Origin of the sequence: Mycobacterium shigaense, assembly GCF_002356315.1 — a bacterium.
GTDB classification, from domain to species: domain Bacteria; phylum Actinomycetota; class Actinomycetes; order Mycobacteriales; family Mycobacteriaceae; genus Mycobacterium; species Mycobacterium shigaense.
Genome location: NZ_AP018164.1, coordinates 4,136,012 through 4,158,936 on the forward strand (window position 1 = coordinate 4,136,012; position 22,925 = coordinate 4,158,936).

18 protein-coding genes, 2 pseudogenes and 1 riboswitch are annotated in these 22,925 nt (G+C 68.6%); of the genes and pseudogenes, 12 read left to right on the forward strand and 8 right to left on the reverse strand.

Going from position 1 to position 22,925, the window contains the following annotated elements; translation table 11 throughout:
* Positions 1–37: 37 nt before the first annotated feature.
* Positions 38–2,392, reverse strand: a complete 2,355-nt coding sequence (locus MSG_RS19210; protein WP_096444673.1) for an MMPL family transporter — start codon at positions 2,390–2,392, stop codon at positions 38–40.
* Positions 2,393–2,683: 291 nt separating this feature from the next.
* Between MSG_RS19210 and MSG_RS25930 the strand changes: the two genes are divergently transcribed.
* Positions 2,684–2,815 (forward strand): hypothetical protein, encoded by a 132-nt coding sequence (locus MSG_RS25930; RefSeq protein WP_258173959.1) that lies wholly within the window; start codon positions 2,684–2,686, stop codon positions 2,813–2,815.
* A 136-nt stretch (positions 2,816–2,951) separates the two neighbouring features.
* On the opposite strand, the gene MSG_RS19215 is transcribed toward MSG_RS25930, so the two are convergent.
* Together MSG_RS19215 and MSG_RS19220 are read right to left on the reverse strand one after the other, a co-directional pair.
* A complete protein-coding gene (locus tag MSG_RS19215) occupies positions 2,952–3,704 on the reverse strand; it encodes a 3-hydroxyacyl-CoA dehydrogenase (RefSeq protein WP_096442076.1) in 753 nt (250 codons plus the stop codon).
* Between the two features lie 48 nt (positions 3,705–3,752).
* The gene (locus tag MSG_RS19220) at positions 3,753–4,835 is read right to left on the reverse strand and encodes a CaiB/BaiF CoA transferase family protein (RefSeq protein ID WP_096442078.1); all 1,083 of its coding nucleotides are present in this window, start codon (positions 4,833–4,835) and stop codon (positions 3,753–3,755) included.
* 99 nt (positions 4,836–4,934) lie between these two features.
* Here MSG_RS19220 and MSG_RS19225 point away from each other — a divergent pair, with 99 nt between their 5' ends.
* Both MSG_RS19225 and MSG_RS19230 read left to right on the forward strand, forming a co-directional pair.
* Positions 4,935–5,753 carry an enoyl-CoA hydratase gene (locus tag MSG_RS19225; protein WP_096442080.1) on the forward strand — a complete coding sequence of 273 codons (819 nt, stop codon included), beginning with the start codon at positions 4,935–4,937 and terminating at the stop codon, positions 5,751–5,753.
* Positions 5,754–5,821: 68 nt separating this feature from the next.
* Positions 5,822–6,871 (forward strand): annotated as a pseudogene (locus MSG_RS19230) (NAD(P)H-binding protein); the annotation flags it as partial.
* Here MSG_RS19230 and MSG_RS19235 read toward each other — a convergent pair.
* Together MSG_RS19235 and MSG_RS19240 are read right to left on the reverse strand one after the other, a co-directional pair.
* Positions 6,837–7,559, reverse strand: a complete 723-nt coding sequence (locus MSG_RS19235; protein ID WP_096442084.1) for a CPBP family intramembrane glutamic endopeptidase — start codon at positions 7,557–7,559, stop codon at positions 6,837–6,839. The pseudogene MSG_RS19230 and the gene MSG_RS19235 sit on opposite strands and share 35 nt — an antisense overlap.
* Positions 7,556–8,656 (reverse strand): NAD(P)H-binding protein, encoded by a 1,101-nt coding sequence (locus MSG_RS19240; protein ID WP_096442086.1) that lies wholly within the window; start codon positions 8,654–8,656, stop codon positions 7,556–7,558. The genes MSG_RS19235 and MSG_RS19240 overlap by 4 nt, the downstream gene beginning before the upstream one ends.
* A 217-nt stretch (positions 8,657–8,873) precedes the next feature.
* Between MSG_RS19240 and MSG_RS19245 the strand changes: the two are divergent.
* The 3 genes and pseudogenes from MSG_RS19245 to MSG_RS19255 form a co-directional block, all read left to right on the forward strand.
* Positions 8,874–9,137 (forward strand): annotated as a pseudogene (locus MSG_RS19245) (type III polyketide synthase); the annotation flags it as partial.
* Between the two features lie 24 nt (positions 9,138–9,161).
* Positions 9,162–9,662: an isoprenylcysteine carboxyl methyltransferase family protein gene (locus MSG_RS19250; RefSeq protein WP_096442088.1), complete on the forward strand. Its 501-nt coding sequence runs from the start codon at positions 9,162–9,164 to the stop codon at positions 9,660–9,662.
* Positions 9,659–10,672 (forward strand): NAD(P)/FAD-dependent oxidoreductase, encoded by a 1,014-nt coding sequence (locus tag MSG_RS19255; RefSeq protein ID WP_096442090.1) that lies wholly within the window; start codon positions 9,659–9,661, stop codon positions 10,670–10,672. Before MSG_RS19250 ends, MSG_RS19255 begins: the two co-directional genes overlap by 4 nt.
* Here MSG_RS19255 and MSG_RS19260 read toward each other — a convergent pair.
* The 3 genes from MSG_RS19260 to MSG_RS19270 all read right to left on the reverse strand — a co-directional run bounded on the left by MSG_RS19260 (position 10,669) and on the right by MSG_RS19270 (position 14,318).
* Positions 10,669–11,469 carry a crotonase/enoyl-CoA hydratase family protein gene (locus tag MSG_RS19260; RefSeq protein ID WP_096442091.1) on the reverse strand — a complete coding sequence of 267 codons (801 nt, stop codon included), beginning with the start codon at positions 11,467–11,469 and terminating at the stop codon, positions 10,669–10,671. The two genes, MSG_RS19255 and MSG_RS19260, sit on opposite strands and share 4 nt — an antisense overlap.
* On the reverse strand, positions 11,466–12,614 hold the full coding sequence (locus MSG_RS19265; RefSeq protein ID WP_096442093.1) for a thiolase family protein: 1,149 nt from the start codon (positions 12,612–12,614) through the stop codon (positions 11,466–11,468). Before MSG_RS19265 ends, MSG_RS19260 begins: the two co-directional genes overlap by 4 nt.
* A 219-nt stretch (positions 12,615–12,833) precedes the next feature.
* Entirely contained in the window at positions 12,834–14,318 is a 1,485-nt protein-coding gene (locus MSG_RS19270; protein ID WP_096442095.1) for an aldehyde dehydrogenase family protein, read from the reverse strand.
* A gap of 393 nt (positions 14,319–14,711) precedes the next feature.
* Here MSG_RS19270 and MSG_RS19275 point away from each other — a divergent pair, with 393 nt between their 5' ends.
* The 6 genes from MSG_RS19275 (at position 14,712) to metE (ending at position 22,921) form a co-directional block, all read left to right on the forward strand.
* Complete coding sequence (locus MSG_RS19275; RefSeq protein ID WP_096442097.1) at positions 14,712–15,860, forward strand: acyl-CoA dehydrogenase family protein; 1,149 nt, start codon at positions 14,712–14,714, stop codon at positions 15,858–15,860.
* Positions 15,857–16,957, forward strand: a complete 1,101-nt coding sequence (locus tag MSG_RS19280) for an acyl-CoA dehydrogenase family protein (RefSeq protein ID WP_096442099.1) — start codon at positions 15,857–15,859, stop codon at positions 16,955–16,957. The genes MSG_RS19275 and MSG_RS19280 overlap by 4 nt, the downstream gene beginning before the upstream one ends.
* A gap of 215 nt (positions 16,958–17,172) precedes the next feature.
* Positions 17,173–18,486, forward strand: a complete 1,314-nt coding sequence (locus tag MSG_RS19285) for a TetR/AcrR family transcriptional regulator (protein WP_096442101.1) — start codon at positions 17,173–17,175, stop codon at positions 18,484–18,486.
* A 100-nt stretch (positions 18,487–18,586) separates the two neighbouring features.
* Positions 18,587–19,429 carry an SDR family oxidoreductase gene (locus MSG_RS19290; RefSeq protein WP_096442103.1) on the forward strand — a complete coding sequence of 281 codons (843 nt, stop codon included), beginning with the start codon at positions 18,587–18,589 and terminating at the stop codon, positions 19,427–19,429.
* A 77-nt stretch (positions 19,430–19,506) separates the two neighbouring features.
* The gene (locus MSG_RS19295; RefSeq protein WP_096442105.1) at positions 19,507–20,148 is read left to right on the forward strand and encodes an SDR family oxidoreductase; all 642 of its coding nucleotides are present in this window, start codon (positions 19,507–19,509) and stop codon (positions 20,146–20,148) included.
* Between the two features lie 145 nt (positions 20,149–20,293).
* Positions 20,294–20,494: riboswitch (cobalamin riboswitch) on the forward strand.
* Between the two features lie 138 nt (positions 20,495–20,632).
* Positions 20,633–22,921 (forward strand): 5-methyltetrahydropteroyltriglutamate--homocysteine S-methyltransferase, encoded by a 2,289-nt coding sequence (gene metE, locus MSG_RS19300; protein WP_096442107.1) that lies wholly within the window; start codon positions 20,633–20,635, stop codon positions 22,919–22,921.
* Positions 22,922–22,925: the final 4 nt, after the last annotated feature.

Consider the following 22,925-nt stretch of genomic DNA (forward strand, 5'->3'; position numbering starts at 1 on the left):
TAACGACAAACTCCGGACGCGAGGAGCGGTTCGTCGATCAGCCGATCTGCGGTACCGGCTCCCCGATCGGTTCGTTGTCATCGCGCTGCCGCGCAACCCCGGCAGGCCCGACGGGCTCGACGTCGCCGGCGGGGCCGCCCTCGTCGATGCCGAACCGCTCGTGCACCCACACCAGCGGCTTGGGCGCCCACCAGTTCCACCGGCCCATCACGTGCATGAACGCCGGCACCAGCACCATCCGCACCAGCGTGGCGTCCGCGGCGACGGCCAGCGTCAGGCCGAGGCCGAACATCCGCATGAACGACACGTGCGCGGCAATGAGCGCGGCGAACGACATCGACATCACCAGCGCCGCCGCGGTGATCACCCGGCCGGTGCGCGCGACGCCGTGCGCGACCGCATCGTCGTTGGCGGCGTGCGCTTGCCTCGCGGTCGAGTTCGCCGGCCGGTACCGCAGCCAGTACTCCCGGATCCGGGCGAGCAGGAAGACCTCGTAATCCATGGACAACCCGAACGCGATGGAGAACAACAGCACCGGCATGTTGGCCACCAGAGTGCCGCTCGGCGTGGTGCCCAGCGCGCCGAGGTGGCCGTCCTGAAAGATCCACACCAGCGCGCCGAACGCGGCGGTCAACGACAAGACGTTGCACATCAGGGCCTTGACGGGCAGCACGACGCTGCCGGTGAGCAGGAACAGCAGCACGAAGGTCACCGCGGCCATCACGCCCAGCACGGTCGGCAGCCGGTCGGTGACGGCGTCGACGCTGTCCCGGTTGACCTGGGCGACACCGGCCATCTCGACGGTTCGGCCGGCCGGGCCCGCCACCGCATGCAACCGCTTCAGCTGCGTACCGGAGGGCTGCGAGAACAGCGGCGCGGTGCTGCCCACGGTCAGGAAGGCGCTGCCGTCAGCCAAGCCCGTGGCCGCCGCCGGGGGTCCCACCTGGTTGCCCGCCACGAACGTCCCGCCCGGCGCCGAGACCGCCGACACGTCGGGGACCCGGGACAGGTCGGCCGCGTACCTCTCGAGATCGGCGGGGCCGACCCCGCCGGCGTCGGGCACGACGACGGGCACCGAGGTCGCGAAGTCGTGGGCGAAGTTGTCGCGCAACTGGTCACCGACCTGATGCGCGGAGGCCGACCGCGGCAGTACCCGATCGTCGGGGAAGCCCCACTTGACGGAGACGAACGGAAGGCCGAGCAGCACGAGCAGCGTGACCACGGCCAGGCCGGTCGGCAGCCAGTGCCGCATCACGAACTTGCTCGACTGGTACCAGAACAGCTGCTCGACGGCCTCGTGCGCCGGCTCGACTTTCCCATCCGCCGAGCCCCACAGCCGCCGGCCCAGCCGGCGCACGTTCAGTGCGTCCAGGCGGGGACCGAGCAGCGCGATGGTGGCGGGGGTGAGCACGATGGACGCCAGCGCGACGAAGGCCACCGTGGCCACACCGGCGTAGGCGAACGACTTGAGAAAATACATGGGGAACAGTGCCGTCGCCGACATCGACAGCGCGACGGTGATCGCGGAGAACAGCACGGTGCGACCGGAGGTCGCCATGGTCCGGATCAGGGCCTGTTCCCGGTCGATGCCCTCGGCCAGTTCGTCGCGATAGCGGCTGACGATCAGCAGCGTGTAGTCGATAGCCAGCGCGAGGCTCAGCGCGGTGCTCAGGTTGAGCGCGAAGATCGACACCTCGGTGGTGAACGTGAACAGCCGCAGCACCGACATGGAACCCACGACCGCCAGCGCGCCGAGCGTCATCGGTAGCGCGGCGGCCAGCAGGCCGCCAAACACCCAGATCAGCACCAGGAAGCTCAGCGGCAGCGCGATCATCTCCATGACCACCAGGTCGGCCTGGTTCTGGGTGTTGATCTGGGCGTACTCCATCGCCGAGCCGCCGGCCCGAACCGTGACGCCGTCGCGGTCGTGCACGAATTGGTCCGCCAGGGTTGCGGCGTTGTTCTGCGCGTTGTTTTCGCCGCCCTTGAGATTGACCACGATTAACCCCGACTTGCCGTCCTTGCTCATCAGGTCGTCCGAGGCTCCCGGGGCGAGCGGAACCGGCCGGGTCCACGGCGAGGAGGCGTTGTACACCAACGGCGAGTGCTGCAATTGCCGGACGAGGTCGGTACCCACGGCGCGGGCCTGGTCGCCGACGGCGCCCTGCGGCGAAGTCACCAGGATCAGCATTTGCTGGCCGCTCTGGCCGAACTTGTCGGTCAACACCGAGATGGCACGCGCGGATTCGGACTGAGGGTCTTGGAAGCCGCCCGGGGCCAGGCTCTTGGCGACGGGGATGCCGAACACGGCGGCGGCGACGAAGACCAGCGCGCCGACCGCGAGGATTCGGCGCGGTGCAGCGATGGCCAGTCGAGCGATTCGTTGCAACAACATGGTTGCCCTCCCCCGGCGGCAACGCGCCGGCACGCGCCGCCCCGCGGGGGCCTATCAGCGCTTTCTTACAGGTGTCAAAGAGTTTCTTTGCAGGTACGAGGCGCGCGGCCGGATGGTTCAACCGCTCAGCAAACGATCGGGCGAGGGGCCCCGAGAGGGCGTCCGCAACCGCGCTGGCGACGCAGGAATCGGCTATTACCCGCCGGGAACCTACCCGCGAGTAAATTGCCAAGATTTTCCGAATCGTGACTCAAAGATTCCTTAATGGTTGCTCTTACGCTCAATGTCATGTGGATCGACGACACGAGCGCAGACGTCATCAAGGCTGACTTCGATGCCCTCTACCACGGCGACATGCTGGTGGAAGGCGAGACCTCCGAGCAGCTCGAAGACTGGCAGTTCCTGCAAACGGCAAGCTGACCTGATGAGCATGCTCGCGCGGCTACTGATGGCCGAACCCGCCGTCAGTCGATGGTTCCGTCGGTCCCACTGAACCTGACTGAATAAACGAAAGCCCCCGCCACGGCGGGGGCTTTCGTTTCGGCGGCTCGAGCGCTCAGCGGGGCGCCATGCGGATCGCACCGTCGAGGCGGATGACCTCGCCGTTGAGCATCGGGTTTTCGACGATGTGCACGGCCAGCGCGCCGTACTCGTCGGGGTCGCCCAAGCGGGCCGGGTGCGGCACCTGCTTGCCCAGCGACTTCTGCGCCTCCTCGGGCAGCGAGCCCAGCAGCGGCGTCTTGAACAACCCCGGCGCGATGGTCACCACTCGGATCAGCTCGCGGGACAGGTCGCGGGCGATCGGCAGCGTCATGCCGACCACGCCGCCCTTGGACGCCGAGTAGGCGGCCTGGCCGATCTGGCCATCGAACGCGGCGACCGAAGCGGTGTTGATGATGACCCCGCGCTCCTCACCGAGGGGTTCAGTCTTGGCGATGCGCTCGGCGGCCAGTCGCAGCACGTTGAAGGTGCCGATCAGGTTGACCCCGACCACTTTCTTGAACGCGTCCAGCGGGAAGGGGCCGTCCTTGGACAGCGTCTTGATGGCGTTGCCGATGCCCGCGCAGTTGACGTTGATGCGCAGCGGGCCCATCGCCTCCGCGGCGTCCAGCGCCTTGCCGACCGCGGCCTCATCGGTGACGTCGGCCTCGACGAAGCGCGCCCGATCCCCCAGCTCGCGGACCGCGTCCTCGCCGCGCAGGTCGATCACGACCACCTGCGCGCCGCGGTCGAGCAGTCGCTTGGTGGTGGCCAGGCCCAGGCCCGACGCTCCCCCGGTGACGACGGCTACGGCGTCCTTGATCTCCATCCCGAGTCCTCTCCTGCTGCGCTCTGCCGACCAACCTGTTGGTCGGGACTATACCCAGCCCTCGAGCACGTCCCGGCCGTCGGGCACCGACACCGCCGGGCGGGGCAGGTCGTTGGCGGTGCGGGAGAACCGCGGCGCGGGCCGCGGCTGCAGGTTGCCGTCTACTTCGTAGAAGGTGTCCCGCTCGGTGTTGTGCGGCTCGGTCTGCACCTCGCCGAACGCCAGCACGGGGGTCACGCAGGCGTCAGACTGGGCGAACACCTTGGCCCAGTGGTCGCGATCGTGGGCGCCGAAGGCCTCGGTCAGGGCCGCCCGCAGCTCGGGCCAGCGGTCGGCGTCGTTCTGGGCGGGCAGGTCGGCGCCCTCGAGACCGAGGCCGGCCAGCATCGCCGCGTAGAACTGCGGCTCGATGGCGCCCACCGCGACGTAGCGCCCGTCGGAGCACTCGTAGGTGTCGTAGTAGGGCGCGCCGGAATCGAGCATGTTGGTGCCGCGCTCGTCGGTCCACATCCCCGAGGACCGGAACTGCCATATCATCTGCGCCAGCACGCTGGAGCCGTCGACCATGGCGGCGTCCACCACCTGCCCCTTGCCGGAGGTCTGGCGCTCCCACAGCGCGGCGAGGATACCGACGAGCAGGAACATCGAGCCGCCACCGAAGTCGCCGGCCAGGTTCAGCGGCGGCACCGGTCGCTCGTTCACCCGGCCGATGGAGTGCAGGATGCCGTTCAGCGAGATGTAGTTGATGTCGTGGCCGGCTTGCTGGTTGCGCGGCCCGGTCTGGCCCCAGCCGGTCATCCGGGCGTAGACCAGACGTTCGTTGAGCTTGGCGCAATCCTCGGGGCCCAGCCCCAAGCGCTCGGTGACGCCGGGACGGTAGCCCTCGATCAGGACGTCGGCCTTGGCGATCAGGTCGAGCACCAGCTGCCGGCCCTCGTCGGATTTCAGGTCGGCGGCCACGATGCGCCGGTTGCGGTTCGTGTTGTCCCGCACGGCGGCAACCGGATTCACCGACGGCCGATCGATGCGCACCACGTCGGCGCCCAAATCACCGAGGATCATCGCCGCATGCGGTCCCGGGCCGATGCCGGCCAGCTCCACTACCCGTAGTCCCTTGAGCGGTCCTGCCATGACCCACCGACCTTTCGTCTGCCCTGACGCGTGTCAACCAGTTGGCATCTTCGCAGCTGCCCCGAAGGAGCGCGCAACCCGGTCGCCTAGGGTGAGCCCATGCCGGAATCCGCCATCGCCGCCCTCGCTCCCGTCGCAGGCCTCGACGTCACCCTGTCCGGGGGCGTGCTGTCGGTCACCATCAACCGCCCCGACAGCCTCAACTCCCTGACCACTCCCGTGATCAGCGGGCTTGCCGACACCATGGAACGCGCGGCCGACGACCCGGCGGTCAAGGTGGTGCGCCTCGGTGGCGCTGGGCGCGGCTTCTGCTCCGGAGCGGGCATCAGCGCCGACGACATGTCCGGCGGTGGCGGAGTCCCGGACGACATCATCATCGAAGTCAACCGACTGATCCGAGCCATCACCGCGCTGCCGCATCCGGTGGTCGCCGTCGTTCAGGGACCTGCGGCGGGCGTCGGTGTTTCCCTCGCCCTGGCCTGCGACATCGTCTTGGCTTCGGAGAAGGCGTTTTTCATGCTCGCCTTCACCAAGATCGGGTTGATGCCCGACGGCGGCGCGTCGGCACTGATCGCGGCCGCGATCGGGCGGATCCGCGCGATGCGCATGGCGCTGCTGGCCGAGCGGCTGCCGGCGGCCGAGGCGCTGGCGGCGGGCCTGGTCACCGCCGTCTATCCGGCCGACGACTTCGACGCCGGAGTCGCCGAGGCGATTTCGACGCTGCTCGCCGGTCCCGTGGTCGCCTTCGCCAAAACCAAGGACGCGATCAATGCGGCCACGCTGACCGAGCTGGATGCCACCCTGGAGCGGGAGTACCGCGGGCAGTCGATCCTGCTGCGGTCGCACGACTTAAGGGAGGGCACAACGGCATTCCAGCAGCGCCGCACCCCGCAGTTCACCGACCAACTGCAGGCTTAATCCCGGCCGAACTGGCCATCCTCCTATGGGTCGGTTCCGAATAACCGGCGGGCACGAGAGGAGACCCGGTGGGCGGACAGGTTCATTGCCTGGTGACGGGCGCGACCGGTTACATCGGGGCGCGGCTCGCGCCGCGGCTGCTGGACGAGGGCCATCGGGTGCGCGCGCTGGCGCGAAACCCGGACAAGCTGGCGCCGGTGCCATGGCGGGAACGAGCGTCGGTGGCGCGCGGTGACCTGGCCAACGTCGATTCGCTGGCCGCGGCGTTCGACGGCATCGACGTCGTCTACTACCTGGTCCATTCGATGGGAAGCTCCAAGGATTTTGCCGCCGAGGAGGATCGGTCGGTCCGCAACGTGGTGACCGCCGCCCGCCAGGCCGGGGTGCGCCGGGTTGTCTATCTTTCCGGGCTGCATCCGGAGGGCGGCGGCAGGCTTTCGGCCCACCTGGAGTCGCGCCGCGCCGTCGGCGAAGCGCTGATCGACTCGAGCCTGGAGGCGGTGGTGCTGCAGGCCGGCGTGGTGATCGGGTCGGGGTCGGCGTCGTTCGAGATGATCCGGCACCTCACCGACCGGCTGCCGGTGATGACCACACCGAAGTGGGTGCACAACCGGATTCAGCCCATCGCGATCGCCGACGTGCTGCACTACCTGGCCGCGGCGGCGACGGCGGCGGTGCCGTCCTCGCGGACCTGGGACATCGGCGGGCCCGACGTGCTGGAGTACGGCGACATGATGCGGGTGTACGCCGACGTCGCCGGGCTGCGCCCGCGCCATCTGATCGCGCTGCCGTTCCTGACGCCGACGATCGCGAGCCTCTGGATCGGGACGGTCACCCCGATGCCGCCCGGGCTGGCGCGTCCGCTGATCGAGTCGCTGGAATGCGACGCGGTGATGCGCAACGCCGACATCGACACCGTCATTAAGCCGCCGCCGGGCGGCCTGACGGGCTACCGCGATGCCGTCGAGCTCGCGCTCGACCGCGCGGTGCAGGGCCTGAGCGGGGCGGACTGGGCATCGCTGGGCTCGCGCCCGGCCGACCCCCTACCCACCGACCCGGACTGGGCCGGGGCCCGCTGGGCGCTCAGACGCCGAACAGCGGCGGCAAGGCGAGCACCATGATCAGCCCCCACACGAAGTGGGTCAGCACCGGCGCCAGCACCCCGCCGCTCGCGCGTCGCTCCAGCGCGCAGACCAAACCCAGCACCACGGCGGCGAAGCTGAGCATCGGGTTGCCACTGGCCATCGTCGCCAGGGTGTAGAGGATCGTCGAAATCAGCACCGGGCGCCGCCGGCCCAGCGCGGTGTAGACCGCGCCGCGGAAGAACATCTCCTCGGCGATCCCGTTGATCAGCGTGATCGCCACGACGAACAGCAGCGTTCCGCGGCTTTCGTATTGCAGCACCCGCACGATCAACGCCGCGACCGCCGGGATCTCCCTGACGATCAGGCCGCCGGCCAAGAAGATCGCGCCGAGCACCAGACCGACCGTCAGCCCGGAGATGACCGGGCGCTGATTGCGGCCCCGCCAATTGATGCCGCCCAAATGCAGCGGTCGGGACGCGAACGCCCCCGCCAACCACACCCCCGCCAGCGCCAGGGTCAGCCAGTAGAAACTCGATTCGCCGGGCGTGCGCCGTAGCGAAAACCCCAGCACCGCAGCGCCGATCACCAGCGTGATGGCGACGACGACGCGGCGGCGGCGCACGACCACGGGCGATTCATTTTGTGGCACAGCAACATTGGTGATCGCGCGGCGCAGCTCGGAGTACAAGCTGGCGCGATACGGGACCGCGGGCTGGCTCATGCGGACAGCGCCTGGAGGGTCAGCGCGATCAGGGGGCTGCGGCCGGTGCGCCGCCCGCCGCCGAGCATCCGGGCGAACCGCCGCGCCCGCAGCGCGTCACCGCCGGCCCACTCCGGGTCGGTGTCGGCGAGGTCGTGCGGATCGGCCAGCGCATTGACCGGCCGCGGCGGGCGCGCCTGCCCCGCCAGTGCCAGCGCGATGGCGTCCTCGACGCCGAGCAACCCCCCGGGGGGATCGGGCACCCGGTCGCGCAGATTGCTGACCGACGCCACCATCGGGTGATCCAGCGAGTCGACCAGGTCTCCGGCCAGGCCGTAGGGCACCGGCAGCGTCAGGGCCAGCAGCCGCGCGGTCACCGCTGTCTGGAACCCGGGCACCCGGAAACTGAGCTGCCACCTGCCGGCCACTCGCGCATACGTTTTCAGCAGCCGCCGGTACGAGGTGGTTTCGGGGCCGGAGATGTCGTAGGCGCCCGCGGGCACCCGGTCGGGGTCGGCCGCCGCGACCAGATAGTGCAGCACGTCGCGGATCGAGATGGGGTCGATGGGGTTGTCCAATCGCGGCGGCGTCGGGATCACCGGGAACCGGTCCGCCACGTAGCGCAACATTTCGAACGAGGTCGAGCCGGCGCCGAGAATGATCGCCGCGCCCAGCCACACCAGCTCGGGGCCGCCCTCGACGGTCAGGGCCCGGGCGACTTCGGCCCGGCTGGCCAGGTGCTCGGACAGCGTCTCGTCGCCCGGCACGAAACCGCCCAGGTAGACGATCCGGCCGACGCCGGCGTCGCGGGCCGCGGCCGCGACGTTGGCCGCGGCGGCGTTGTCGGCGTCGCGGAAGTCATGCTGGCCGATGGCGTGCACGAGGTAATACACCACGTCGATCGGGTCCCCGGCCGCCGTCACATCGGCCAAGGCCGCCTGCGCCGACTCCGCATCGGAGGCGTCCAGGCGCACCGGCGCGACCTGGTCGAACCAGCCGAAGCTTTTGAGGCGCTCCGGGTTTCGGGTGGCCGCAACCACCTCGTGCTGGGCCGCTAACAGGGCCGTGACCAGCCGCGATCCGACATATCCGGTGGCGCCGGTGACCAAGATTCGCATACCTCGACCCTAGCGGGGGCGCGCCGAACGTGACGGGGCACGCGGCCGACGTGCCCGTCGGGACGGTTGAACCGAACAACCTACGGTCCCGTAACAGATTTACATATGTACCACCGCAGGTGGCGAGGTACCACCACAGGGGGCTACTGCAGTGCGCCCACCTTCGAAATCACCCATGACCTACGCGGATCCGTCCAGCGTGGCGGCCGCGGTGTCGCTGGCGCCGCACGACGTGTCCCGGTGGGTCTGCCGCCCGGGCGGGCCGCGGGTGATCGAGACGGTCGAGGACGTGCTGGATCTTCCCGGCGGGGCCCTGGATCACACGCGAAACTCATTGCGCAACAACGGCAACTTGTCTTCGGTGTGGGTGCTCGACGTGCTACGGGCCAATTTGGCCGATCCGCCGCCTGCTGGTTCGATGGGCCTCATGATCGCGATGGGCCCGGCTTTCTGCTCCGAACTCGTCCTGCTGGCCTGGTAGGGACGCACAGGAGATAGTGAAGACATGTACTACCTGCTGATCCTCGCGGTCGGGATCGAACGCGTCGTGGAGCTGGTGCTGTCCAATCGCAATGCGCAGTGGTCATTTGCGCAGGGCGCCAAGGAGTTTGGCCGACCGCACTACGTGGTGATGGTGATCATCCACACCGCGCTGCTGGTCGGCTGCGTGGTCGAGCCGTGGGCGCTGCACCGCCCGTTCCTACCCTGGCTGGGCTGGCCGATGTTGGCGGTGGCGGCCGCCAGCCAGGTCCTGCGCTGGTGGTGCATCGCGACGCTGGGGCGCCGGTGGAACACCCGGGTCATCGTTCTGCCGGCCGAGCCACTGGTGCACGCCGGCCCCTACCGGTGGCTGCACCACCCGAACTATGTTGCAGTCGTGGCTGAGGGGATCGCGCTGCCGCTGATACACACCGCGTGGCTGACCGCGGTGGTCTTCACGCTGGCCAACGCGATCCTGCTCAGCGTACGCATCCGGGTCGAAAACTCGGCGCTGGGTTACACATGAGCTACGACACCGACCTGTTGATCGTCGGCGGCGGCCCGGGCGGACTCGCCACGGCATTGCACGCTAGGCGGCTCGGGCTTTCGGTCATCGTGGCCGAGCCGCGGGAGAGCCCCATCGACAAGGCGTGCGGCGAGGGCCTGATGCCTGGGGGGCTGGCCGAGCTCGCCTCGCTGGGCGTGGATCCGGCCGGGATGCCGTTTCACGGGATCGCGTATCTGGACGAAAGCCGCCGCGCCGAGGCACGGTTTCGCGGCGACCCCGGCCGCGGCGTCCGGCGCACCACCCTGCATGCCGCACTGGCCGCCCGGGCCAAAGAGCAAGACACCGAATGGATCCGGACGCGGGTCGGCACGGTCGAGCAGGACGCGCATGGGGTGACCGCCGCCGGCGTGCGCGCGAAGTGGTTGGTGGGGGCTGACGGACTGCACTCGGCGGTCCGACGCGCCGTCGGCATCGAGGCCACCGCCGGGACACCGCGGCGCTACGGCGTGCGCTGGCATTTCCAGGTGCCGGCGTGGTCGGAGTTCGTCGAGGTGTACTGGTCGCGATGGGGCGAGGCGTATGTGACGCCCGTGGAACCGGATCTGGTCGGTGTCGCCATCTTGTCACCCGGACAGCCCGACCTGGCCTGGTTCCCGCGGCTGGCCCGGCAACTGGCGGGCGCCGAACGCGGGGCCGCGCGCGGCTGCGGCCCGCTGCGGCAGGTGGTCTCGCGGCGGGTCGCCGGCCGGGTGCTGCTGGTGGGCGACGCCGCCGGCTACGAGGATGCGCTGACCGGTGAGGGCATCAGCCTCGCCGTCAAACAAGCCCGCGCGGCGGTCGACGCCATCGCCGCGGGCGCGCCCGAGACCTACGAGGCGGCCTGGCACCGGGCCACCCGGAATTACCGGCTACTCACCCGCGCACTGGTGCTGGCCAGCACGCCTGGCCCGGTACGGCGGGCGATCGTCCCGGCCGGCCGGCTGCTGCCCTCCGCGTTCCGCTACGGGGTCAACATCCTGGCCCATTAGCGGGCCTTCCAGACCGGTTCCCGCTTCTCCGCGAACGCAATCGGGCCTTCCTTGGCGTCCTCGGATCGGATCAGGGTGCGCATCTCGTTTTGCGTGCGCTCCCAGCCCGCGACCTCGTCGGTGACGACACCGTCGTCGGCGCCGCAGGCGATACGCTTGCTGGCCTGCACCGACAGCGGCGCGTTGACGGTGATCCGCGCCGCCAGGGCCAGCGCGGCGTCCAGCACCGAGCCGTCGGTGACGACCTGGTTGATCAGGCCCCACTCCCAGGCGTCGTGGGCGGTCAGCGGTTCGCCGGTCATCAGCAGTTCCATCGCCACCTTGCGGGGCAGCTGGTTGACGATCCGGAAGACCCCGCCGGCGGCGGCGACCAACCCGCGTTTGACCTCGGGCAGGCCGAACTTGGCGCGCTCGTGCGCCACCACCAGGTCGCTGGCCAGCGCCAGCTCGGTGCCGCCGCCCAGGGCGGTGCCGTTGACCGCGGCGATAGTGGGCTTGTCGACGAAGTGCTGGACGTAGCCGGCGAACCCCCATTCCGGATGGTCGGGGTGATAGATGTTCTCGCGGCGGGCGATTGCCTTGAGATCGGCTCCGGCACAGAACGATTTGTCGCCCGCGCCAGTGATCACCACGGCCCGCACCTCGGGGTCGTGCTGCGCTTGGTCGAGCGCCTCCCCCACCCCGATGCTGACGGCGGCGTTGATCGCGTTGCGCGCCTCGGGACGGTTGATCGTGATGATCGAGACGTTGCCGGCGCGCTCCACGAGCACCGCCGGCTGCTCGGCGGGTTCCGTCACAGCAGCTCGACGATGGTCGCGTTGGCCTGGCCGCCGCCCTCACACATCGTCTGCAGGCCGTACTGAATTCCCTTGTCCCGCATATGATAAAGCAGCGTGGTCATGATGCGCGCGCCCGAACCACCGAGCGGGTGGCCGAGCGCGATCGCGCCGCCGTTGGGGTTGAGCTTCTTCTCGTCGGCGCCAATGTCCTTGAGCCAGGCCAGCGGAACGGGCGCGAACGCCTCGTTGACCTCGTAAGCCCCGATGTCGCCGATCGACAGCCCGGAGCGCTTCAGCACCTTCTGGGTGGCCGGGATCGGAGCGGTCAGCATGATGACCGGGTCGGCGCCGGCCAGCGTGGCGGTGTGCACCTTCGCAATTGGCTTGAGCCCCAGCGACTTTGCCTTCTCGGCCGACATGAACAGCAGCGCGGCCGCACCGTCGGAGATCTGCGAGGAGTTGCCGGCGTGGATCACGCCGTCCTCCTTGAAGGCGGGCTTCAGCGAGGCCATCTTCTCGATCGAGGTGCCGCGGCGGATGCCTTCGTCCTTGAGGACGACGTTGCCGTCGGCGTCCTTGATCCCGACGATCTGGTCGTCGAAGGCGCCGGAATCCTGTGCGGCGGCGGCCTTTTCGTGCGAGTCGAGGGAGAACTGGTCAAGGGTGGTTCGGTCGAAGCCCCACTGCTCGGCGACCATCTCGGCGCCCACGCCCTGGTTGGGGACCTGGCGGTCGTAGCGATCCAGGAACGCGTCGGGGTAGGGCCGCCCGCCGTTGGCCAGCGAGGCACCCATCGGGGTCCGCGACATCGACTCCACACCGCCGGCGACGACCACGTCGTAGTGCCCGGCCACGACGCCGGCCGCGGCGAAGTGAATGGACTGCTGGCTCGAACCGCATTGACGGTCGACCGTCACGCCCGGGACGGTCTCCGGCCAGCCGGCCGTCAACAGCGCGGTGCGGCCGATGTCGAGGGCTTGCTCGCCGGCCTGCATCACGCAGCCCCAGATCACGTCGTCAACGATTTCGGGGTCGACGCCGGCCCGGCTGACCAACCCGTTGAGCACCTGCGCGGACAGCTCGGCCGGGTGGACGCCCGACAGCCCGCCGTTTCGCTTACCGACCGGTGAGCGCACTGCCTCGACGATGACGGCTTCAGCCATGGTGATGTCTCCTTCGACAAACGGTGGGCTACGTGACCACTTCAGATGACTCCGTCAGAAGATTGTCAACCAAGGGGTTGGGAGAGGGCCTACCGGGGTGCTTTTCGCCGACGCCCGGCTGCGCGCCATCTGCTCACTCCGAGGTTGCCGTCACGGTCGTGATCAGGGTGAGATCACAACCGTGACGGCAGTTTCGACGGTCAAGCGGCAGCAGCGAACTCAGAGCGCGGGATAGGCGACGGACTTGATCTCGGTGTACTGGTCGAATCCGGCCACGCCGTTCTGGCGTCCCACGCCGCTCTCCTTGTAGCCACCGAACGGCGTGTCGGCGCCGTACGGGGCACCGCCGTTGACGCCCATGAAACCGGCCCTGATCCGGCGGGTCACCGACAGCGCCCGCTCGAGCGAACCCGCAAACACGTTGCCGGCCAACCCGTACACGCTGTCGTTGGCGATCCGGATCGCGTCCTCCTCGTCGTCGAACGGGATGACCGAGAGCACGGGGCCGAAGATCTCCTCCTGCGCGATGGTCATCTTGTTGTCGACGTTCGTGAAAAGCGTTGGGCGGACGTAATATCCCTTGTCGAAGCCGGTCTCTGCGCCCGGGCCGCCGACCAGTGCGGTGGCGCCCTCGTCGACACCCTTCTGGATGTAGCCGGTCACCCGCTCGTACTGCCGTTCCGAGATCACCGGGCCGCACAGCGTCGCGGGGTCCTGCGGGTCGCCACAAGTCACGTTCTCGTAGATGTTCTTGAGGATTTCGACGCCCTCGTCATAGCGCGACCGCGGCAACAGCAGCCGGGTCGGGTTGGCGCAACCCTGGCCGGCGTGCATGCACGGCGCGATGCCGACCAGGCACGCCGTGCCGAAGTCGGCGTCATCGAGGACGATCGTGGCGGACTTGCCGCCGAGCTCGAGGAACAGCCGCTTCATCGTCGCGGCGCCCTTTTCCATGATCCGCTTGCCGACCACGGTCGAACCCGTGAACGAGATCAGGTCCACCTTCGGCGACAGGGTGAGCTCCTCGCCGACGAAGTGGTCCGAGGCGGTGACGACGTTGACGACGCCCGCGGGGATGTCGGTCTTCTCGGCGATCAGCCGGCCGAGTCGGGTCGCGTTGAACGGGGTGTTGGGCGCCGGCTTGAGCACGACGGTGTTGCCGGTGCCCAGCGCCTGGCCCAGCTTGTTGAGAGTGACCTCGAACGGGAAGTTCCACGGCACGATCGCCCCGACGACGCCGACCGGCTCCCGCCACACCTTGCGGGTGGTCAGCGTTCCGGTCAGGCTGATCACCTTGTCGCCCAGGTCGGTTTCCCAGGCGTACTCGTCGATCAGCCGGGCCGGGTACTTGAGCCCGTCTTCCAGCGGGGCGTCCAGCTGGGGGCCGAAGGTGATCGCCCGCGGCGAACCCACCTCGAGGATGAGCTCCTCGCGCAGCTCGTCGATCTCGGACTCGATCGCCTCGTGCAGCTGCAGCAGACAGCGCTTGCGCAACTCCTTGTCGGTGGACCAGTCCGTATCGTCGAAGGCCCGCCGGGCGGCGTCGATCGCGCGCAGCATGTCCTCTTTCGAGGCGTCAGCCACCTCGCCGAGCGACTCCTCGGTCGCCGGGTTGATGTTGGTGAAGGTGCCGGCCCGGCCGTCGACGAGCTTGCCGTCGATCATCATCTTCGGCTCGAACCGGACCTTTACAGTGTCAGCCATTTCTGTCGCTCTCCATTTGCTGGGGGCCTTCTGCGGGTCATCCTACGGAGAGCCTTACGGGAAACTAGCCGATTGGCAACCAGCAACTCGCTTAGCGCCGGTCAACGGCTCGGCAGGCGCCTCGCGCGGGGTGTCCAACCCCCCGGCGAGCCGTGCGGCGGGCCTATCGGCGGCTCGGTGCCGTCCCGGAACAGACCGCTCCCCGGTGACGCGCCGCGCTGTAAACCTAAGATTTGTTCACACCATGACGCGGCGTGTGCCGGACCGTCGATCAACCCGCCGGAGAGCTGCCGGCAGGGGCTCTCCGGCGCGGTTGACCAAAAATCTGCTCCGCCGTAAAGTCCGGCTTGACCGCAGTCATCGTGCAGGGTCGATCAAGGGACCGTCTAGAACGTGGACTTCTCATACCCGGCGGAGGTGGAACAGTTCCGCGCCGAGCTGAGCGCTTGGCTGTCGGCGAACCTGACCGACGATGTGATCGCCGCGCGGCGGAGCCACGACGACGCGGGATTCGAGAAGCTGCGCGGGTGGAATCGCACGATGGCCGACGCCGGCTGGGCCGCGGTGTCGTGGCCCGCCGAGTACGGCGGCCGGGGCGCGACTGTGCTCGAGCAGTTGGTCTACACCGAGGAGACCACGCGGGCCCGGGCGCCGATGCCGCTCAACATGATCGGCATGAACAACATCGCCCCGGCCATCATGCAGTACGGCACCGAATCCCAGAAGACGACGCTGCTCCCCCGCATGATGCGCGCCGACGACATCTGGTGCCAAGGCATGTCGGAGCCCGAGGCCGGATCCGATCTGGCGTCGCTGCGCACCAGAGCGGTGCCCGACGGTGACGACTTCGTGGTGACCGGCCAGAAGATCTGGACCTCGCTCGGGCATCGGGCGCAGTGGTGCCAACTGTATGTGCGCACCGACCCGGATGCCGCCAAGCACAAGGGCATCTCGTGCCTGATCGTCGACATGCGACTGCCCGGCATCGAGGTTCGCCCGCTCGTCACACTCAACGGCGAGACCGATTTCGCCGAGGTCTTCTTCCACGACGTGCGCGTGCCCGTGGACGCGTTGCTCGGACCGCTGAACGGAGGCTGGAGTGTGGCCACCACCACGCTGAGCCACGAGCGAGCCGGCGCCGCGCGGCTGTACGCCGAGATGCAAGTGCGGCTGGAAGAACTGGTCGATGACATCGCCGCGCGCAGCGACGGCCTCGAGGACCCGGTGACGTTGCGGCGGCTCGGCGAAATCGCCGTCCGGATCAAATATCTCGAGGTGCTCTGCCAGCGCTCGATCTCCGCGACCCTGCACGGCGGTTCGCAGCTGGCGGCCTCCGGGACGGCCAGCCTCGCCAAGACGGTGTGGGGCGAGATCGGACAAGACCTGGCCGCCTTGGCTTTCGACGTGCTCGGCATGGGCAGCGAGAACGCCGCGTGGGCCAACTACCGCCTGACGTCGCGGTCCCTGACCATCGCGGGCGGCACCACCCAGATCAACAAGAACATCACCGCGCAGCGCGTGCTGGGATTGCCGCGCAGATGAATCTCGAGCTCACCGCGGAGCAAGTGGCCCTGCGCGACACCGCGCGACGCTATCTTGCCGAGAAGGCGCCGGTTTCGGGCCATGTGCGCGAACTGCTCGACGATCCGACCGGCACGACCGAACAGGTCTGGCGCGGGCTCGCCGACCTCGGGACGACGGGCCTGCTGGTGCCGCAGGAATACGGCGGGGCCGGCATGACGATGGTCGAGGCCGGGATCGTCGCCGAGGAGCTCGGCGCCGCCCTGCATCCGGGTCCCTGGCTGTCGAGCGCGGTCGCCGCCGTCCGCGCGCTGACCCGCTTCGGCGTGAACGGCGCTGCCGCAAAGCTTTTGACGGGTCTTGCCGACGGCACCAACATCGCGACCGTGGGATTCCTGGACCCGTCCCAGGCCCCGCTCGCCGCGGTCGGGTCGGGTAGCACCGACGCGGTGCTGCGCGGCGAGCTTGCCGCCGTGCCCGACGCCGCGGCTGCCGACACCGTGCTGGTGCTCGCCGGCGACCCGAGCGAGCCAGGGCTGTATGCGGTGACGACCGCGGGAGTCTCGATAACGCCGGTCCGCGGTATCGACCAGACCCGCAAGCAGTTTCACGTCACGCTCGACGACGCCCCCGCCACCCGGCTGGCCGCCCCGTCGCCGCAGGCCGTCGCGGCCGTCGTCGACGACGTGCTGATCGCGACCGCCGCCGATGCGCTGGGCGCCGCGCAGGCCGTCCTGCACCTGGCCGTCGAATACGCCAAGGTGCGAAAGCAATTCGGTCAGGTCATCGGCTCGTTCCAGGCCGTCCAGCATCTGTGCGTCGACATGTTCGAGACGGTGGAGTTGGCCCGCAGCGGGGTGGTGCACGCATTGTGGGCCGCCGACAACGCCGACGCCGGCGAGCGCCACCTGTCCGCCGTGCGGGCCAAGGCGTTCGCGGGGCGGCTGGCGACCGTGGGCGATACCGCGATCCAGGTCTTCGGAGGAATCGGGTACACCTGGGAGCACGACGCTCACCTGTACCTCAAGCGGTTGCTGAACTGGAGCGCGTACCTCGGCGGGCCCGAGCCTTACCTGACCGAGCTCGGCCGCGGTCTCGCGAACAGGGGACGCACATGATGGACGGCCGGGAGCCCCGGCAACGGCGTCGCCGACGGGGTGGTCGCGTACGACGGGGGGATTGGCCACCCCTCTGAAATGCCCCCAGCACCCCGGTATGCAGCGCATTTGTTGCCGGCAGTCTGATAATCTTTTAACAAAGATTTGGTTCGGCTGGGAGGACGATTGCACTTGTTTGCACGGCCACGGTCCTGCGGGCTTGCGCGCCGCTAGTCATGGCTAAAGCCGAGTCACCGGCAAAGGGTCGGCCGCCGCCCACAGTTCGTGTCCAATCGGGCGTCAACATCGACGATGCCGGCACGCGGCGCACCGAGATCCTGCAAACCGCGGCATCGTTGATCGCCTCCTCGGGTTTGCGGACGTCTTTGCAGGAGATCGCCGATGCCGCAGGGATTCTGCCGGGCAGCCTGTATCACCACTTCGAGTCCAAAGAGGCAATCCTCGTCGAGCTGATCCGGCGCTATCAGGACGATCTGGACCGCATCGGGCGCACCGCCCAGGCGCGACTGGACGAACCCAACACGCGAGGAGCCGCCGAGCAGATCATCGCGCTGGGAACGGCCATCGCCGAATGCGCGGTGCGGCACGGCGCCGCGCTGCAGATGTCGTTCTACGAGGGCCCCAGCACCGATCCCGAACTGATGAAGCTGACCCGGCAACAGCCCACCTCGATTCAGGAGGCGATGCTGCAGACGCTGCGCGCGGCGCGCTGGAGCGGCTACATCAAACCCGACATCGATCTGCCCACGCTGACCGACCGGATCTGTCAGACCATGCTGCAGGTGGGGCTCGCCGTGATGCGCCACAATTCGTCCACCGACCAGGTGGCCGAGCTGTTGTGCCGAATAATCTTGCAAGGCTTGGCGGTACGGCCGCCCACGGATGCGGCATTGGACCGGTCCAATGCCTTCAAGGCGGCCAGCGACGTGATCGAAACATGGGCCGACGACAGCGACGCCGACCCCAGCGACAAGGCGGCGCACGTGCGCGCGGTGGCACGAACCGAGTTCGGCCGCAAAGGTTTTGAGGTCACCACCGTCAGGGACATCGCGTCGGCCGCGGGACTGGGCACCGGAACCGTCTACCGGGTGATCGGGTCGAAGGATGAACTCCTCGATTCGATCATGCGGTCATTCGGCCAGAAGGTCGAGGCGGGCTGGGTCAGCGTGCTGCGCGCCGATGCGACCCCGATGGCGAAGTTGGATGCGCTGTGCTGGGTCAATGTCAATGCGCTGGGACAGTTTTCGGATGAATTCCGGATCCAGCTGGCGTGGATGCGGCAGTCGCCGCCGACGGCGAATCCGGGCTGGTCCTACACCACCCGCTTACGGCAAATGAAATCACTGCTCGCCGAGGGAATCCGGGCGGGCGAAATTCAGACCGAGGCGCCCTCGGTCGCGATGCTGGCCCGTTGCGTCATCGGCCTGCAGTGGATACCGGAGAACATGCTGCGCTCCGTGGGCAAGCGGGCGGCGCTGGTGCACACCCGCGACACTTTCCTGCGCGGTGCCGCCGTCCGCGGCAAATAAGCCCCTGATTCAATCCGGGCCTGGTATTGAACCGAAAAACTGTTACCCATACAGTTGAGCAGATAGAACCGCGTTAGCATTATCCGAGAAGAGGATTTCCATGACCATTGTCGATCGGTTGCGCTACGACGGCAAGCGCGCTCTCGTTGTGGGTGGCGCGACCGGCATGGGCGCGGCGGCGGCCAAGTCAGCGGCCGAGCTGGGCGCCGAAATCATCGTTTTGGACTACGCACCGGTGGGCTACGACGTCGCCCAGTCGGTGCAGGTGGACCTGCGCGACCCCGCCTCGATCGATGCCGCGCTCAGTCAGGTCGAGGGTCCCATTGACGCCGTGTTCTCCGCTGCCGGCGTCGCCGACGGGACGATCGACTTGATGAAGATCAACTTCATCGGCCACCGCCACCTGATCGACCGTCTGCTCGAAAAGAACCAACTGCCCAACGGCTCGGCAATCTGCTTCATCTCCTCTGTCGCCGGCATGGGCTGGGAGAACGACCTGGACCTGATGCTGGACTTTCTTGCCACGCCGGACTTCGCGGCGGCCGAAGCCTGGTGCCAGGCGCACGAGGCCGAAGGCATCAACCACTACGGCACCAGCAAGAAGGCCATCAACACCTACGTGGCCACCCAGGGCTACCCGCTGGCAAAGAAGGGCATTCGCATCAACGCGATCTGCCCCGGCCCTACCGACACTCCGCTGGCCCAGGCCAACGCGGACCTGTGGCTGTCCTTCGCCCAGGACTACCGCGACGAGACCGGTTGCAAGGTGCACACGCCCGAGCAGATGGGCGACGTCATGGCATTCCTCAACAGCGAGGCGGCCTGCGGCATCAGCGGAATCACGCTGCTGGTGGACTCCGGACACACGATGGCCTCCATGACCGGCGCCTACGCACCCGGCAAGATGATCATCGACATCATCATGGGCAAGGTAAAGCTCTAGCGGCGGTCGCAAGCGCGGCGTAGCCGGGCGAAGCGGGTCGCCACCATCGGCTCCGGCGGCCGCGTACGGTCGAGGGCGTGGCACGAGTCATCGTCATCGGCGGGCACGGGAAAGTCGCACTGCAGCTCGCCCGCATCCTCAGCGAGCGCGGCGACGAGGTCACCTCGGTGTTCCGCAATCCCGAGCATTCCGACGACGTCGCGGCCACCGGCGCCACGCCCGTGGTGGCCGACATCGAGCGCCTCGACACCGACGCGCTGGCCGAGCTGGTGGCCGGGCATGACGCGGTCGTCTTCTCCGCCGGCGCCGGCGGCGGCAACCCCGCGCGGACCTACGCCGTGGACCGGGACGCCGCGATCCGGGTGATCGACGCCGCAGGGCGGGCGGGCGTCAAACGCTTCGTCATGGTCTCCTACTTCGGCGCCGGGCCGAATCACGGTGTTCCGCAAGATGATCCGTTCTTTGCCTACGCGGAGGCCAAGGCCGCCGCGGATGAACACCTACGGGCCAGCGAGCTGGACTGGACGGTGCTGGGTCCCGGGCGGCTGACGCTGGACGAGGCGACCGGACGGATCTCGATCGGCAAAGGCAAAGGCGAGGTCACGCGCGCCGACGTCGCGCTGGTGGTGGCCGCCGCACTGGCGGGCGACTCGACCATCCGCCGGACCATCGACTTCAACAACGGCGACACTCCCATCGCGGAGGCGCTTGCCAGCTAGCCCGTCGCGAACGTGACGCTACCGTCACGCCGGCGGCCCAACGTGACGCTACCGTCACGTTGGGCCACATGTCTGTTGTCGACCCGACGCCGGAGTAAGCTCCGTTACGCAGCTGGTCTGCTTGCGCCGCAACCGCGGCGCAAGCATCGAGCGGGGCAACGTTAGTAACGCTTCGCGAGAGGGAACCCGGTGAGAATCCGGGACTGTCCCGCAACGGTATGCAGGAACGACCGCCGTCAGAGTTTTTGGCAAGCACTGGTCGCAAGACTGGGAAGCGACGGCCATTAGGAGCACCACCGAGTGCGCGCCTGCGAGTCCGGAGACCTGCCAGCCGTGCTGGGCGCGCCGCGTCCGGCGGCTCATCGCCTCGAGGAATGGGCGTTTGGCTGCAGCCGTTGCGGTTGGTACTGGGTACCGCCGCCGACGGATCGGCTGCACGTCCGCCGGCGGTGACCATCACGCCGATTGAAGGACGAACAAAACCGTGACCCCCCAACGATTTACCGCAACAGTCGTCGGCTCCCCGCGCATCGGCCCCAAGCGGGAACTCAAACGTGCGACCGAGGGCTACTGGGCCGGACGCACCAGCCGTGCCGAGCTGGAGGCCGTAGCTGCAACCCTGCGCCGAGACACCTGGGCGAGTCTGGCCGCGGCCGGCCTGGACTCGGTGCCGGTGAACACCTTCTCCTACTACGACCAGATGCTCGACACCGCCGTCATGCTCGGCGCGCTGCCGGCTCGGGCCGCGCAGGTTCCCGACGAGTTGGATCGCTATTTCGCGGTGGCGCGCGGCAACAACGAGGTGGCGCCGCTGGAAATGACCAAATGGTTCGACACCAACTACCACTACATCGTTCCCGAGATCGAGCCCGCGACGACGTTCGCGCTGAACCCCGACAAGGTACTTTCCGAGCTGAAAGAGGCTATCGCGCAAGGTATCCCGGCCCGCCCAGTCGTCATCGGACCGATCACCTTCCTGTTGCTGAGCAAGGGCGTCGGTGACGTCAAGGGCGGCGCGGGCGCGCCGATCGAGCGGTTGCAGGAGCTGGTGCCGATCTACTCCGAGCTGTTGTCGCTGCTGGCCGATAACGGTGCGCAGTGGGTGCAGTTCGACGAGCCCGCGCTCGTCACCGACATCTCCCCCGACGCCCCCGCCCTGACCGAGGCGGTCTACAACGCGCTGGGCAAGGTGACCAACCGGCCGGCGATCTACGTGGCCACCTACTTCGGTGACCCCGGCGAATCGTTGGGCGCGCTGGCCCGCACGCCCGTCGAGGCGATCGGCGTCGACCTCGTGTACGGAGCCGACACGGCGATCGCGCCCGGCCTGGCCGACAAGACGCTCGTGGCCGGCGTCGTCGACGGGCGCAACATCTGGCGCACCGATCTCGAAGCGGCACTGGACAAGCTGGCGGCGCTGCAGCATTCGGCGGCCCACGTCGCGGTGTCGACGTCGTGTTCGACCCTGCACGTGCCTTACTCGCTGGACCCCGAGACCGGCCTCGACGACGCGCTGCGCAGCTGGCTGGCGTTCGGACAGGAGAAGGTCGTCGAGGTGGTGACCCTGGCCCGGTCCCTGCGCGAGGGACGTGAGGCGTTATCGAAGGACGTCGCCGACAAGATCGCGGCCTCCAACGCCGCCGTCGCGTCGCGCACGAGTGACCCGCGCCTGCACGACGACCAGCTCCGCGAGCGTCTCGGCTCGGTCGTCGCGGCCGGTGTGCATCGCGGCGACGCGGCCGCACGTCGCGCCAGCCAGGAAGCGCGGCTGCACCTGCCGCCGCTGCCGACCACGACCATCGGGTCGTTCCCGCAGACCGTCCAGATCCGCAAGGCCCGTGCCGCGCTGGTCGCCGGCGAGATCGACGAGGCCGAATACGACCGCCGGATGAAGCAGGAGATCGCCGACGTCATCGAGCTGCAGCAGCAGCTCGGCCTCGATGTGCTGGTGCACGGCGAGCCGGAACGCAACGATATGGTCCAGTACTTCGCCGAGCAGCTCGACGGGTTCTTCGCCACCAGGAACGGCTGGGTGCAGTCCTACGGCAGCCGCTGTGTGCGGCCGCCGATCCTCTACGGCGACGTCATCCGACGGCACCCGATGACCGTGCAGTGGGCCCGCTACGCGCAGTCGCTGACCGACAAGCCGGTCAAGGGCATGCTGACCGGACCGGTGACGATCCTGGCGTGGTCGTTCGTCCGCGACGACCAGCCGCTGGCCGACACCGCCAATCAGGTGGCGCTGGCCATCCGCGACGAGACCGTGGACCTGCAGTCCGCCGGCATCGCGGTCATCCAGGTCGACGAGCCCGCGTTGCGCGAGCTGCTGCCGCTGCGGCGCGCCGATCAGGAGGAGTACCTGCGCTGGGCCGTCGGCGCGTTCCGGCTGGCCACATCCGGCGTCGACGACTCCACGCAGATCCACACGCACCTGTGCTACTCGGAGTTCGGCGAGGTGATCGGCGCGATCGCCGACCTGGATGCGGACGTGACGTCGATCGAGGCGGCGCGCTCGCACATGGAGGTGCTGGACGACCTGAACGCGGTCGGCTTCGCCAACAGCGTGGGCCCCGGCGTCTACGACATCCACTCGCCCCGGGTGCCGAGCACGCGCGAGATGGCCGAGTCGCTGCGCGCCGCGCTGCGGGCCCTGCCCGCCGAGCGGCTGTGGGTCAACCCCGACTGCGGGCTGAAGACGCGCAACACCGACGAGGTGACCGCGTCGCTGCAGAACATGGTCGCGGCCGCGCAGGAGGTTCGCGCGGGGGCCTGATTTG